The organism is Phormidesmis sp. 146-12, from assembly GCF_052939495.1.
Map to the genome: position 1 here is coordinate 108947 of NZ_JBJPHS010000008.1, position 14769 is coordinate 123715.

Genomic DNA, 14769 nt, shown 5'->3' on the forward strand with positions numbered 1-14769 from the left:
ACTCAAGACTAAACTTTGGCGGCAGTCATTTTTTTGACGGCATCGATGATGTCTTGGGGTTGAACGATCGTCAGATTCTCCAGTGCGCCATTGTAGGGAGTAGGAATGTCTTGAGACGACAAACGTAGGACGGGAGCATCCAACTCATCAAAGAGGCGATCGTTGATCGAAGCCACAATTTCAGCCCCGATGCCGCCTGTTCTCATACATTCTTCGACGATGATCACCCGGTGGGTTTTGCGAATAGAAGCGCCGATCGTTTCAAAGTCCAACGGCTTCAACGACAGCAAATCGATCACTTCTGGGTCGTAGCCTTCTTTTTCTAGCGTCTTGACGGCTTGCAGAACGTGATAGCGCATCCGAGAATAAGTCAAAATCGTTACGTCTTCACCTTTTCGCACCACTTCGGCCTTGTCGAGCGGCAGCACGTATTCTCCATCCGGCAGATTTTCTTTAAGGTTGTAAAGCAACACATGCTCAAAAAATAGCACCGGATTGTCATCTCGAATAGCAGCTTTGAGCAATCCTTTGGCATTGTAGGGCGTGGAGCAGGCGACAATCTTGAGACCCGGAACGGCTTGAAAATAAGCTTCTAGACGCTGCGAATGTTCTGCACCCAACTGACGACCAACCCCACCCGGCCCACGAATCACCAGCGGAATCTTGAAGTTGCCGCCTGATGTGTAGCGCAGCATTCCAGCATTGTTGGCGATTTGATTGAAGGCCAACAGCAAAAAGCCCATATTCATGCCTTCGATGATCGGACGCAAACCTGTCATCGCCGCCCCGATCGCCATTCCGGTAAAGCTGTTTTCGGCGATCGGCGTATCCAGCAGCCTCAGATCACCATATTTTTTGTACAGATCTTTCGTGACTTTATAAGACCCGCCATAGTGACCCACATCCTCACCCATCACCAGGACGCTAGAATCACGCGCCATCTCTTCGTCAATGGCTTCTCGTAGGGCGTTGAAGAAAAGGGTTTCTGCCATTGTTCCTCTAAAAAGTTGCAGCATCCTATTTTAGAGGAGGTTGGGCGATCGCGGAAGTCTACAGTCTGGTCAACTGGCCCGTCAACTGAAAACCGCTTTCCCTCCTTTATGAGAAGAATCCTAATTCTTAATACAGATTCACTTTGTATCTCAAATAGCGGATAAGTTGAAGAGAAGACGCTGAAATCGGACTATTCGTGACTCTAGAGGAACGCTTCATGATGGATGATAGTTGCGTCATACCTGTGATCAAATCTCCCAACGATTATCAGGCTTACCGCATCAGCCCCAATGATACCAATCGGTTGGCGATCGTCTTCGATCCGGTGATTGCCAATTTCTCGATGACTTTTTGTGTCGAAATTTTTGATGTCGGCGGCAAGACTCCGCCCAATCGCCATCAGTTAGCGGTTGAAATGTTCTTTGTCCTCAAGGGAGAAGGCATTGCCGTTTGTGATGGCAAAGAGGTGGCGATTCGAGCCGGGGATAGTTTGCTGGTGCCCCCGACGGGCATTCATGAAGTGAGAAATACGGGCAGCGATCGCCTTTATGCGCTCTGTATTATGATTCCCAATGAGGACTTTGCGGAACTGATTCGCAGTGGAGTCCCGGCGGAGTTGGATGCGGAAGATATGGCGGTTTTGCGGCGGGGTGGAGTGCCTGTTTTGCGATGATGTATGGGGTACGCGAGAAACAAACTGGCTCGATGCTGACGCGCGATCGAGTTCGGTTAGACGTGGACATTTATTATCCCGATGGAGAAGGGGCGTTTCCGGTTTTGTTGATGCGGCAGCCGTATGGTCGAGCGATCGCTTCCACGGTTGTGTATGCTCATCCGATCTGGTATGCCTCACATGGCTATATTGTCGTGATTCAGGATGTGCGGGGGCGAGGCACATCTGAAGGGGAGTTTAAGCTATTTGAGTCAGAAATTGAAGACGGCTATGATGCGGTCAATTGGGCGGCGAGTCTTCCGGGCAGTTCTGGCGATGTGGGCATGTATGGCTTTTCTTATCAGGGCATGACGCAATTGTATGCGGCGGTCAAGCAGCCTCCTGCGCTCAAGGCGATCTGTCCCGCGATGTTGGGCTATGACCTGTATCACGATTGGGCCTATGAAGGCGGCGCGTTTTGTCTACAGGCGAACTTAGGTTGGGCAATTCAGATTTCAGCAGAAACCGCTCGATTAAAGGGAGATGAAGCGACGTTTTTGGCGCTGTCTCAAGCTGCGAAGAATCTGCCCTTGGGCGATCGCATTCCCGCTCGTCCTGAAGTTTTGCGGGGTCGTGACTCTTTTTATGAGGAATGGCTCGATCTCTGCGAGTTACCCGCAAGGGGTCGTCCCGCTGGCGATCCCTACTGGCAGAGACTCTCACCCAAAACTTACGTTGAAGCGTTTGACCTACCGATGCTGCATATTGGGGGCTGGTTTGATCCTTACCTGCGCGGCACGTTGAATCTGTACAAGGCGATGGAATCGAGCGATCGACCTCAACATCTGATCGTTGGCCCGTGGGCGCATTTACCGTGGGGTCGAAGAGTGGGCGCGTTGGATTATGGCGCAGCGGCGGTGAGTGGATGCGATCGCCTGCAAATTCGATGGTTCGATCAGTTTCTCAAAGGCATTGACACGGGATTGCTGCAAGATTCCCCAGTCCAACTTTTTGAAATGGGCCGCAACGAGTGGAAAGCGCTCTCTCACTATCCCACAGCAACTCCAACGCCGTTCTTTCTCACCAGTACTGGACTGGCTGGCATGGACGATCGAGACGGTCATTTGATCGCGTATCCGTCTTCTCTCAGTCCTGCGATCGATCTGCTGGTTCATGATCCCTGGCGACCTGTGCCAGCGTTGGGCGGACATGCGGTGGCTCCGTCGGGGTCGTTCGATCGGGCTGCTCTCGATTGTCGCAGTGACATTCTCACCTACACCTCAGACCCGTTGACCGAAGATTTGCATTTGGTAGGAGATGTGTTTGCAGAGTTTTACTGTACGGCGGATACGCCCAGTTTTGATCTGTGTGCGGTCTTGTCAGAAGTCAAACCCAACGGCAGCGTTTACAATTTCACCCAGGGTTATCTTCGAGTTGAGGTTGCTCAAGAACTTTTGCAAATGACGCTTCAGCCGACTTGCATTCAAATTCCTCAAGGGAGTGCAATTCGCTTAAGTTTAAGTGGGGCCTGTTTTCCAGCGTATCCGGTGAATGGGGGAACGGGCAGTTTGCCAGGGGAAGCCAGAGCGATCGACGCTCAAATCATCACGATCGCCCTTCGCAGTGGAGGTGACTTCCCCTCAAAATTGCGCTTACCGATTCAACCCCACGTTTGAACTTCTACAAACTCAGCGGGACAAGCCATCGGTTTTGAGTCAGTCGTCGCTTTGGGCATTTTGGGCAAAACAGGCTTTGATTCTTTGCTTTCACATAGTCTAGAAAGCGTGATCGGCGCTCCCGATCGTCCGGTTCTGCCCATACTCACCAGCCCAATGTAGGTTTTTAGCCCTTTGACTTTGGGAACGGCGGCAACCATCGTTAGGCGGGTACGATCGCCTTGAGAAAAAATCCGGTAAGCATACTTTTCAGTTTCGGCGGGGACGTTGATCCGAAGGTCTTCTAGCTTGGTCGCAAACCGATTTTTTTCAAGCAAATGGGCTTGCTGCGATCGCATCAAAGACCCCATATTTTGCTTGACTTCTGGAGAAACTTGGGCTTGCAGGGCGGCTTGCTCTGTTTTGATGGCTGCCCTCAAGTCAGCGTCACGGGTGCCTTTGAGACTGGTGCCCTCGATGAGCGCATTTTTGAGGAGCGCCGATCGCAGGTTAGCGTTGTCGAGAATGGCATTCTTGAGGTTGCTGCTGATCAGACAAGTTCCCGACAAGTTGGCATCAGTGAGATTAGCGCCACTCAAATCAGCCTTGACCATGATCGCACTGCTCAGATCTGCCCCTTTGAGCGTTGCCCCACTCAGATCCGCGCTGGCAAACTCTAACCCGTAAGCCTGAAATTCTTTGTTGTTGGTGAAATCAGGAATCGAACTTGACCCCTGACAGAGATAAGCCGACAACGCACTGGGATCGATCGACCCAAACGGAAACCCCGCAGGTCGAGCGCTACCCAAAATTTGCCGAAAACCGCTCAAAGTAGCGCCACTCAAGTTAGCATTGCTCAGATCTGCCCCGCGCAAATTCACCCCGATGAGATTAACTTGAGACAATTTGGTGCCTTTTAGTAAAGCGCCTGACAACTGAATTCCTTTCGTAGAAGCGTTTTTGAGATAAGCTTCGCTGAGGTCGGCTTTGGTGAAGTTAGTATTTTCTAAGGTGGCACGATCGAGATACGTCCGATTTAAGTTTGCACCCGTCAGATCCGCATCCGTCAGATTTGCAGAGCCGAGATTTGCGCCGCTCAGATTCGCCCCTTTAAGATTCGCATTGACTAGATTTGCGCCAAATAAATTAACATCCTTTAAATCCGCCCCACTCAAATCACACAACGGACACTGATTGGTTTTTAATAAGCGCTGAACGTGATCAGGATTGGCCGCTACAGCCGGAACCGCCCAAACCAGAAACACCGCAGCGATCGATAGATTTTTAAGCAACATTGCAGGAATTCTTTGAGTAAAAAATTGGTTGACCTATGGTAATCGATCGCACCCTTCCCACTATCAAACTTGCAGAATTGCCCGATGATTTTGGGGCGATCGCAGCCATTCGCACCACCGTCTTTCAAATCGAACAGGGTGTTGACGAAGCGTTGGAATTTGACGGACTGGATGATGAGGCGATCCACTGGTTGGCCTATTTGGGTGATCGTCCGGTTGGGACTGCACGAGTCAGGTTTTTGGATTCAGAGATTGCAAAGCTAGAGCGTCTGGCCGTCCTTTCAGAAGCGAGAGGTCAGGGGATCGGTAAACAGATCATGCAAACAGCGATCGCCTTTTTAAGTGAAAAAAGTATTTCAGAAATCCGTATTCATGCCCAAGAACCTGTAAAAGAGTTTTATGAACAACTGGGTTTTGTCAGTGAAGGCGATCGCTTTTACGAAGCAAACATTCCCCATTTCAAGATGAGCAAACGGTTGGAATCAGGCAGTGGGCGCAAATAAACCGACTTGGGTGACAGGGCTGCCAATCTTGGGGTCAGTATGGTTGACGGGAGCGATCGTCGATCGGATTTGGTTTGCGGCTGACCGATCGATTCCCGGTTGGGATCAGGCTGACTATCTGACGGGCGCAATGAACTATTGGCGGGCTTTTCAGACTCCTGACTGGTTTTCTCAAGACTGGTGGACGAGCGTCTGGATGCTGTCTTCCAAAATGCCGCCCCTGGTCTATATCTCAACCACGCCGTTTATCAGTCTGTTTGGAGCGGGGATCGAGCAATCGACTTTGGTCAATCTGCTGTACAGCGCGATTTTGCTAACTGCGGTTTACGGGTTAGGGCTGCGCCTCTTTACAGTAGAAGTCGGACTGTGGGCGGCGGGGCTGTGTTTGTTATTACCGGGACTTTATAAGATTCGTCTCGACTTTTTGATTGACTATCCCTTAGTGGCGATGGTGACGCTGAGTTTTTGGCTGCTGACGCTGCTAGTCATGGAGGTCGAAACAGAAGAACGGCTGGCTTTCTCCTCGTTCACCAAACTGCGGAATCCCGAAGATCGCTCCATCGTTATTCGATCGCTCTCCAAATTCCTCCTTCTACCGATCGCATTCGGGATCGCGTTGGGGTTGACGTTTTTAACCAAACAGCCTGCGATCTTTTTTCTGTTGGTGCCGATCGTTGCCTTCCTTTTCTCGATTTTGCAGCGCCGCCATTGGAAGAAGCTAATTCAATTATTTTTAGGCTTATTTGTCGCCACAACGGTCTGTGTGCCCTGGTATCGCACCAACTGGCTACTCATTCTCACAGCCGGAAAACGAGCCACCGTAGACTCCGCGATCGCAGAAGGTGATCCTCCACTCAATACGCTGGCTGCCTGGACATTCTATCTTCGCGAGATTCCCATCCTCGTATCACTGCCGATCTTTGTCGTCGGGCTTGTGGGACTGGTGCTGTATTGGAAGCGATCGGTGATCGTCGGACATTGGTTTTGGGCAAATCGACGCTTACAGCGCATTTCAGACTACGGGGGACTGAGGGCACGAGGCTATCGCCAAAAAACCCATCGATCGTGGTGGCATTCCGTCCGGTGGCTGTTGATTTTTCTAATCGGGGCATATTTGCTGTGTTCGCTCAACGTGAATAAGGACGATCGCTACATCACGCCTCTGTTGCCCGTTTTGACCGTTTTGCTGGCTCAGGGATTGGTCTTATATCCCGATCGACTGCGGGCGTTTCGCTGGGGTGCGGTTGGCTTATCAGGAATTTTGATGTTGCTCAATTTGCTGCCGTTGAATGTGGTTCCTAAACTGCCTTTCGACAAAAATCAGCATCCCGCAGTTTGGGGCGGCGAGTGGCACCACGCCAATGTGATTGATGAAGTGATTCGGACGGTGCCTTATCTGCGATCGACGATCGGCGTTCTCCCCTCGACGGTGGAATTAAATCAGCACAACCTCAATTACTATGGCGTGTTGAGAAACTTTCAGGTCTATGGGCGGCAGGTTGGCACAAAACTCAAACAAGTGGGACAAGACGTGCGATCGCTTTCCTGGCTCGTTACCAAAAGCGGCGATCAAGGAGCCATTCGTCAACCCGAAGCCCAAACCGCCCTGGGAATCGCGATCGCGCAGAGCACTGACTTTCAACTCCAAAAAACCTGGCCGCTGCCCGACAACAGTGTGCTAAATCTTTATCGACGGCGCGTTCCTCTCGTTCAGGTGCAGCCGAGTGACGAGGCTTGTGGTTCGGGTTGTGGGCCGATTCGATTAGAGCAGGTGAGAGCGCCTAGTCAAGCTGCCCCTAACAAACCGATGCCCGTCACCTATCGCTGGTCAGGGTCATGGGAGCAGTTGCGATCGGGCTTGGTTCTCTTAACCTGGCGGGCAGAAAAGCAAAAACTCGACCCTCAAGCGACTCGCTGGCTTCATGATCACGCGATCGGATTGGGAATGCTGCAACGCAACAGCGCCGACCCCAAAGCTCAGTTTCAAGTGATCGAACGGACGGCGACCCTACCGCCCGCAGCGGCCCAAGGCGGCTACACCCTCGAAGCCACCTACCTCAACCGAGAAACAGGCGAAACCTACAGCATCTCAGTTCCCAAAATCAGCGTCCAAATTGCAGACACGGCTCCAGAAATTGCAACCGTTGAATTGGATTGGGTGACCCAACTGCGATCGCTCTCCACCAACTTACCCAAGGGACTATCCGCGCTCGATCCCATTTTTGAGCAAATCGGCAGAATCAATCAGTTTGATCCCATCCAAGACTACGTGACTCAAGCCAAACAGACGTTGGAATTTCGGCTAAAACAAGAACCTCAAAATTTAGAATTCTTTTACGCGCTGTCTCTAGCAAATGTGCTGAAACGACAACTGGGGGGAGCGATCGACAGTTTCCAACAAGTGACCCGATTGGATGCTAACAATCCCAACGCCTACGCCTATCTAGCCTTCGTTAATCTCTACGACTTTCGCCCACGAGCGGCCCAATCTGCGCTCAAGACGGCCTTTGACCTCAACCCCGACCTTCCTGAACTTCACGCTCTCAATGCAGTCGCCGCCCTGATGCAGGGAAATGTGGGGCAAGCGTGGCAAGAGTTCCAGAGCTTTCAGAAAGGGGAGTGATCAAATTCTCGATCGTGCAAAAATTGAACTGCGTGAACAACGAAGTGAAAAACTCTTATCGAATTCACGCTAAACCAGATTTTTCTTTCACGGTTCAGAATGCCTCAAGTTTCATTTCGTGAGTTTGTTGCGGGGATACGATCGGGCCAACATCTAGGCAGTTTTGTCACGGATACGGTTCCGGCGTTGGCGGCGAGGCCCGATCGCGCTGACCTGATTTTCACCACCAAACAGCGCAGTTTAGACAAGCCTTTGATTTTGATGGCGGCGACGCTGGAGGATCTTTGGCCCTACGTTTTGGGCAGTCAGGCAGAGCGACAAATTTGGCAACAGATCACCGATCGCCATTGGCCGGGCGCTTTAACCTTGGTGCTGCCTGCCACTGAGCGAGTGCCTGCTGTGATGAACCCCGGTGATCCGACAACGATCGGCGTGAGAGTACCTGATCAGGCGATCGCTCGTACCATTCTGCAAGAAACGGGCCCTTTGGCAACGACGAGTGTGAATCGATCGGGACAGCCTGCCCTACAGACCATGCCCCAAATCGAAGCAGAATTCCCAGAAGTTTTGACCCTTTCTCCGTCTGAAATGATGCACTTAGAAACCAGCCAACCCGCATCCGGACAGCCCTCCACCGTCGCCAAATGGGTCGAAAACGGCTGGCAAATTTTACGCCAGGGAGCCATCACCCTCCATTAGTTGACACTCCCCAGCCCTAAAGGGACGGGGATTCTTGGCTCATCGAAACCACTTAAACTAGATTCCTTGCAGTCTCTAGCCCAGAGGTGGGATTCTCCCCAAGCGTTAATTCGGGTATGCCCTACCCTATTTGCTTTTCAGCAAGTCCTGTTTAATTTTGGAGGCAATTGCTCCAAAAAGCTGTTCGGCTAGCTCCTCTGAATCTTTTACCTACTGCAAGGTGGAGTCTAGAAAAATGCAGTAGAACCGCATAGATTCAATTTTCAAGGTGCAGCGTGTCTTTCGACGACAAGGTTTTTTAAGTGGTTGATTACCTTTCCACTGATTCAGATGTATGGCAAAACAGGAGATGATTTTGTGAAGATTTCTAGAAATTGGACTCTGCCCACTAACGTGGGCGCGGGAACCCTCCATTCCGGTAATCCAGAAAAATTCGGATATAAGTGTATTAATTAGAGCAAGTTCGTTTCAAGAAAAAATTAGTTCATCTTAGAGCGGAACTCCTGGGTCAAAAATCCTTCGAGTACTCTGAGAACGGTTGTGCGTCATGGTTTGTATGATCTGGATAAATCTCGTGTGCCTGGGGAGTGGTCTGAGTGCGGGTTTGATGGCAGGCTGGCTTTTGTGGCACTCCAAACTGCGAATAGAACAAGTGAACGATCGCCAAACCCAACTGGCCTATCAAATGGCGATCGAGATGAGCCAATTCAAGGGCGGTTTTTTGGCGCGGACTTCTCACGAATTGCGATCACCCCTCAACAGCATTATTGGCGTTCACCAACTCATTCTCGCTGACCTGTGCGAGTCGCCCGAAGAAGAACACGAATTTATCACGCAAGCCCACGAATCAGCGCTAAAAATGGTACGACTGCTGGATGAAGTGATCCAGGTTGCCAAAACCCAAAACAGCACCAGCGTTCCCAAATTGCAGCCTGTACAACTGACCAACCTGCTGCACGAGGTAGACAATATGACCCATCTTTTAGCAGAAAATCGCGGTTTGAGAATGACGATCGAGCTACCTGATCCTGAGATTTTTGTGACGGCTGATCCGCAGTGGCTCAGACAAGCGCTGGTCAGTCTAGTTAGCAGTGCGATTAACCAAATGCAACAGGGCAAGATCAAGCTTTTTCTAGCCGCCATTGATGCCGAATTTGCTCATCTGGTTTTAGAAGACGAACGCCCGATCGCCCAGTGGCAAGAAGCGATCGATTTACTAGAATCTACACCAGACCAGGCGACTTTAGAACTTTCTCCCGGATTTAACCTGATTCTCAACCAAACCCTACTCGAAGCGATGAAGGGCCGATTAGAACTGCTGCAACTTCCCTCTGGTGAGGAAACTGGAGAGACTTCTACTTGCATTCGCTGCTCCATTCCGATCGCTAATGTCTAACGCCCAACGTCCCCTGTCTAACGCCCAACGTTTCCCTCTCCACTCCCCAACCTAGTGAATAGGATCTCAATGCCAAAACTTTGCTAGACTCACTCAAGCTAACTGCTTACCGCGAATAGCCCCATGATGGATACGCTAATCGGCAAAACGCTCCAGGGCGGAAAATATACGCTGGATGCAGAACTGGGTCGAGGAGGGTTTGGCATTACCTTCAAGGCGACTCATCACTATCTCAATCAAGTGGTCGTGATCAAGACGCTCAATGAGGCGTTGAGAAATGATGCGGCTTATTTAGATTTTCAGCGTAAGTTTCAAGATGAGGCGCGACGGCTGGCGATCTGTGTACATCCCAACATTGTCAGAGTCAGCGACTTCTTTTTGGAAGATGGCTTGTCTTATATGGTGATGGACTATATTCCCGGTGAGACGCTAGAAGAATTGGTGTTTCCCGATCGCCCCCTCCCCGAATCCACAGCCATCCATTACATTCGACAAATTGGCTCGGCGCTGCGAGTGGTTCATCAAAACGGGCTGCTGCATCGAGACATCAAGCCCCAAAATATTATTCTTAGAGAAAACACTCAGCAGGTTGTCTTAATCGACTTTGGCATTGCACGAGAATTTACCCCCGGCTCAACTCAGACGCATACCAGCATGATTTCGGTGGGCTATGCGCCGATCGAGCAGTACCTTTCTCAAGAAAAGCGTAGTCCTGCAACCGATGTCTATGGATTGGCGGCGACGCTTTATTCTTTGGTGACGGCGACGATCCCGATCGCGTCGATTTTAAGAGATAGACAGCCGATGCCAGAGCCGCGCGGGTTGAGACGTAATCTCAGTGCAGCGACCAATCAAGCCATCATGCGAGGAATGGCGATCGACATGCAGTATCGCCCGGCGAGTATCGAAGACTGGTTGGCACTGTTGCCAGGAGAATCGGGAGGGGCAGTCTTGGCCAGCGAGGAGCTACTGCAAAACTTGTCTCAAACCCCACCTCCGCCTATTGTTTCGCATACCGAAGAGCCGACGATCGCCTTTCGTCCGCCTGCTAACAGAATTCCTGTTGAAACGATCGCGCCTCAGTCTCAGCAGATCGCGCCTCGGCAAATTGTCGAACCTTCTCGCAAATCTGGCTTAAAAATACTTTTGGGTCTGGTGGCGCTTTCGGGCGTGACGATGGCACTCGTTGGGTTAGCCAGTGTTTTGTTGAGACGACCTGAACCTGCCCCGATCGTCGCAGAAAGTCCTCAGCCGTCTGTCGAGCCGTCGGTTTCGCCCAGTCTTGAGCCTGAGAAAGTTGTTCCTATTCAAACGCCCTCCCCTTCTCCCAAGCCTGTCGAGCTTGAACCCACCCCGCCTATCGCCTCTCCCGAACCGACTCCACCCGCCCCAGAGGAGCCTACTCCGCCAAAAGACCCGTCTCGAATTCCAGGATTTCCAACGGGTACGTCTGAGACCGAAGTGCGATCGACCTTGGGAACTCCAACTAGAGTTAAGGCAGGCTATTGGGCAAATACGCGCAGTGCTTTATATGAAGTGGTGCCCGATCGCATTTCTCTCGCCTATATTTACGATCAAAGCTCAGGTAAAGTGCGTCAGACCGAAGCCTCTTTTGCTCAGTCGATCGACGATTTACAGATCCGGGTCACGCTCAATGGCATGATGGGCAGCCAAGCAACGGACGACATTATGCAAGGCCTTCAGCGCGTCTATCAGCGACAGTCTAATCAATTTAGCTTCAATCAAAACGGACTAAAAGGGACGATCGAACGCAACAGCAGCGATCGAATTTATATTGCTGTTTGGGATGCTGATTTGCATTAGTGATTTGTCTAAATCTTCTGCCTCCCAATGCATCCAGCCTCCTCTTTTTAGAGGATGTACTGACTAGTAACCAACTAGAAATCTTCATTTGCGATCTTGATATTTTCAAAACGAGATCCCCAACTTTGCTATAAAGCGGGGATCTGATACCAAATGAAAATATAGCAATCCAAAATCACTCGTGAAATGCAGACTTGATCGTGCCCCTAGATCCCCCAACGTTGGGAAACTTTGAGCCGAGAGACTTCCTAGATTTCAAGACCCATTCCCAAGTTTCAAAGTCCCCCAGAATGGGGGATTTAGGGGGCGAAGCAGACTGGAACGGAGCAACAAAAATCTGTTCATGACTCATTTAGGATTGCTATAGGTTGCAGCCGATCGAGCAAACTCCCCCACAAGTAGGGAAATTAGGGAGCAAAGATCTGTAGCAAGTCACCGTTGATGGCTATGACACCTCATCAGCAAAAGATTAATATCTGCGAGATCCGGTTGTTTCGCTGGTGACACCAGGATCGCGGTAAGCGGCTCCTTCATCTCTGCTCTTGCGGCCCATCAGCCCAAACAAGCCGAGCAAACCGAGCAAACCCCAATAGCCGTTTCTGCCTTCGTTGTTGTACTCTACGTTGGAGGTGCCGGAAGTGGTGCCAGTCGTGGTGTCGCCAGAGGTTGAGCCACCCGTACCAGGTGCAGCGGATTGAGCGGACGCGATCGTAGCAGGCAAAACAGATAGGCTCAGTGCCAAAGCGCCCATTCCCAAAACGCTGGAGATTTTTGAAGTTTTCATGATTAGAATCCTTAAGCTTTATGACTGGATGTGAACACTACACAATTTATTGACTCACCAAACAGACGAAATCATTCTTAAGCTGGAGATGGTGATCTGCTTAAAGTTCAGTTTTATTTTTCTCTCAAAATTGTGGCTAGATTATGGCTCACTTAAAGCCGATCGTAATCCCTCGACAACGCGGTCGAGTCCGACGGCCCGTGAGGCTTTGAACAAAAGGCGATCCCCAGTTTTTATAGTCTGCTTTAAGTGCTCAATGATGTCTGCGTGGGTGACAAATTTTTGAGCATTGAGAGAGGAGGCTCCGATCGTCAGTGCAGTCGCTTCTGGCTCATCGGCCAGGATTAATAGTTGATCTAGCTGAAGATGTTTGACCATCGCGCCCACTTGTTGATGAAAGTCGAGGGAGCGATCGCCCAATTCTTTCATGGTTCCTAAGATGGCAATGTGTCGCTTGCCGGGGGTTTGTGCCAGAAGTTTTAAGGCGGCTAACATCGACTCCAGCCCGGCATTGTAGGTTTCGTCCAGTATCACGATATCGTTGGGCAAGTCAAACTTTTGCGATCGTCCTCCGGGTAGACAGACTGCTAGATGGGTTAGTTGTGATTCATCTAAGTGAAGCGCTTTGACCACTGCCAAAACTGCTAAAAAGTTGAGCGCGTTGTGTTCTCCAGGAAGCGGTAAATGGAATGGGATAGATTGTACTTTTAGCGTTTCAGAATCTATCAACTGCCCGTGAACGTCGCCGCCCTGTAGACCATAAGTGATGGTTTTTCCGGGCCATACCATTTGAGCCGTCTTTAGCAGTAACGGGCTGTCATGATTGAGAATCGCGATCGCATCACTTGACATTTCTGCCAGCAATTCACATTTTGCTTGAGCGATCGCGGTTTCTGATCCCAATCTGCCGATGTGTGCCGTTCCCACATTTGTAATGACTGCGATATCAGGACTGGCGATTTGACTGAGTAAAGCGATTTCTCCTTGCGCTCTCATTCCCATTTCAACAACGGCATAATTATAATCATGATCGAGTTCCAACAGCGTTTTAGGAACTCCGATTTCGTTGTTGTAGTTTGCTTGAGTTTTGAGAACTTTTCCATAGTGTGACAGCGCGGCTGCGATCAGTTCCTTGGTAGTAGTTTTGCCGACCGAGCCTGTAATGGCAATCACCGGAATATTGAATTGTTTACGCCACCAGTGAGCGATCGCTTGATAGGCTGCCAACGTATCTGAAACGATCAGCAGATTTGAGTCTTGAGTCGGGAATTGGGTATCGACGATCGCGGCGATCGCGCCCTGTTCTAAAGCAGCGTTGACAAAATTGTGTCCGTCAAACTTTTCGCCCCGCAATGCTAAAAAAACTTCACCCGGTTTGATGTTGCGGCTGTCGGTGGTGATGTGGGTGGCGGTTTTGGTCAGGTCAGACAACTGATGAGCAGCACCCAGAACTTCGGCCAATTGAGCAAGCGTGGCGTGGAAAGGCATAGCGGAAGGGATGAGAGAGGGCGTTGCCCCGCTTTCGCGAGGAGGGATGAAAGAATGGTGCCAATTGATTTTGGGTGTGGGCATTCCTTCGCTGATTATTAAAGAGCGATTCGATCGTTTTTGTCAAAGTTGGGAGCGATCAGTCTCGCAAATCAGTGTTTTGAGTTGGTTAGACCTCAGATCCTCTTCTAGTATTACGGCTGTAGAGTAGCTACAATACAGCATTACTCAGGAAGACAAACATTTTTGCTATGCTTTCATGTCAATCAATTCTGGCAACAGCCGCAACTCCAATTTCAAAGAACGATGTTTTGGTTGGTGATTAGTTGCAGATCGGTGGCTAAGAACTAATGACTAATGACCCGCCGTTTGAAGATTCTTACAAATGATTCAAGACTGATATAGATGAACTCGAAACTGTTATCGCTCAAAAAAATAAGGTCTGGATCTAGATGATCGTTGACCCTTTTAGTTAAGGCATCTTAAGGTAGGTCTTGGGCAACTACCGTGCAGAAACGTTTCGATCGCTAGTGAGGATTGTGGCGACTTGACAGTACCTCAATTTTTGGGATGTTCCTGTCCCAGATGATTTATCACCCTGATTCAGCAACGCCGAATTACCCTTCTCTCTTTACCAATTAAAACTCAAACGCTATTTTTTGAAGGGATCATGCTCGGCTAAAATCTTCTCTAATTTGGCTTCATCCACTCTCGAAATTAGCCGCTTGGATTCGTGAATATCGCGAGTGGTTTTTGACAGACTAAAGGTAGAGCCAACCGTAAACAAAACGCCCATTCCCATATATCAATAGTCCGGACGATTTTTAGGAGAGGGAATCGACAAGAAAGCCATCGAT

At 50.1% G+C, this 14769-nt stretch carries 12 protein-coding genes; 7 read left to right on the forward strand and 5 right to left on the reverse strand.

Translation table 11 applies throughout. The features are described from left to right. Positions 1-8: 8 nt before the first annotated feature. On the reverse strand, positions 9-992 hold the full coding sequence (locus ACKFKF_RS05845; protein WP_446866814.1) for a pyruvate dehydrogenase complex E1 component subunit beta: 984 nt from the start codon (positions 990-992) through the stop codon (positions 9-11). Positions 993-1210: 218 nt separating this feature from the next. Here ACKFKF_RS05845 and ACKFKF_RS05850 point away from each other — a divergent pair, with 218 nt between their 5' ends. After that, on the forward strand, positions 1211-1666 hold the full coding sequence (locus ACKFKF_RS05850; RefSeq protein ID WP_446857233.1) for a cupin domain-containing protein: 456 nt from the start codon (positions 1211-1213) through the stop codon (positions 1664-1666). Next, entirely contained in the window at positions 1663-3321 is a 1659-nt protein-coding gene (locus ACKFKF_RS05855) for a CocE/NonD family hydrolase (protein WP_446866815.1), read from the forward strand. Before ACKFKF_RS05850 ends, ACKFKF_RS05855 begins: the two co-directional genes overlap by 4 nt. Here the strand turns inward: ACKFKF_RS05855 and ACKFKF_RS05860 are convergent. Beyond that, the gene (locus ACKFKF_RS05860) at positions 3306-4595 is read right to left on the reverse strand and encodes a pentapeptide repeat-containing protein (protein ID WP_446866816.1); all 1290 of its coding nucleotides are present in this window, start codon (positions 4593-4595) and stop codon (positions 3306-3308) included. The genes ACKFKF_RS05855 and ACKFKF_RS05860 overlap by 16 nt on opposite strands. Before the next feature lie 35 nt (positions 4596-4630). On the opposite strand from ACKFKF_RS05860, the gene ACKFKF_RS05865 reads away from it, so the two are divergent. The 5 genes from ACKFKF_RS05865 to ACKFKF_RS05885 all read left to right on the forward strand — a co-directional run bounded on the left by ACKFKF_RS05865 (position 4631) and on the right by ACKFKF_RS05885 (position 11640). Beyond that, positions 4631-5098, forward strand: a complete 468-nt coding sequence (locus tag ACKFKF_RS05865) for a GNAT family N-acetyltransferase (protein WP_446866817.1) — start codon at positions 4631-4633, stop codon at positions 5096-5098. Further along, positions 5085-7721: a phospholipid carrier-dependent glycosyltransferase gene (locus tag ACKFKF_RS05870; RefSeq protein ID WP_446866818.1), complete on the forward strand. Its 2637-nt coding sequence runs from the start codon at positions 5085-5087 to the stop codon at positions 7719-7721. The genes ACKFKF_RS05865 and ACKFKF_RS05870 overlap by 14 nt, the downstream gene beginning before the upstream one ends. Positions 7722-7820: 99 nt before the next feature. Next, positions 7821-8420 (forward strand): L-threonylcarbamoyladenylate synthase, encoded by a 600-nt coding sequence (locus tag ACKFKF_RS05875; RefSeq protein ID WP_446866819.1) that lies wholly within the window; start codon positions 7821-7823, stop codon positions 8418-8420. A 556-nt stretch (positions 8421-8976) separates the two neighbouring features. Continuing rightward, positions 8977-9816: a sensor histidine kinase gene (locus tag ACKFKF_RS05880; RefSeq protein WP_446866820.1), complete on the forward strand. Its 840-nt coding sequence runs from the start codon at positions 8977-8979 to the stop codon at positions 9814-9816. A gap of 123 nt (positions 9817-9939) precedes the next feature. Beyond that, on the forward strand, positions 9940-11640 hold the full coding sequence (locus ACKFKF_RS05885) for a serine/threonine protein kinase (RefSeq protein WP_446866821.1): 1701 nt from the start codon (positions 9940-9942) through the stop codon (positions 11638-11640). Between the two features lie 469 nt (positions 11641-12109). Here ACKFKF_RS05885 and ACKFKF_RS05890 read toward each other — a convergent pair whose 3' ends face one another. From ACKFKF_RS05890 to ACKFKF_RS05900, 3 genes are all read right to left on the reverse strand, one after another. After that, positions 12110-12424 (reverse strand): WGxxGxxG family protein, encoded by a 315-nt coding sequence (locus tag ACKFKF_RS05890; RefSeq protein WP_446857225.1) that lies wholly within the window; start codon positions 12422-12424, stop codon positions 12110-12112. Positions 12425-12565: 141 nt separating this feature from the next. Continuing rightward, positions 12566-13912, reverse strand: coding sequence for a UDP-N-acetylmuramoyl-tripeptide--D-alanyl-D-alanine ligase (locus tag ACKFKF_RS05895; protein WP_446866823.1), 1347 nt, complete (start codon positions 13910-13912; stop codon positions 12566-12568). 652 nt (positions 13913-14564) lie between these two features. Beyond that, on the reverse strand, positions 14565-14714 hold the full coding sequence (locus ACKFKF_RS05900; protein ID WP_446866824.1) for a hypothetical protein: 150 nt from the start codon (positions 14712-14714) through the stop codon (positions 14565-14567). Positions 14715-14769 lie beyond the last annotated feature (55 nt).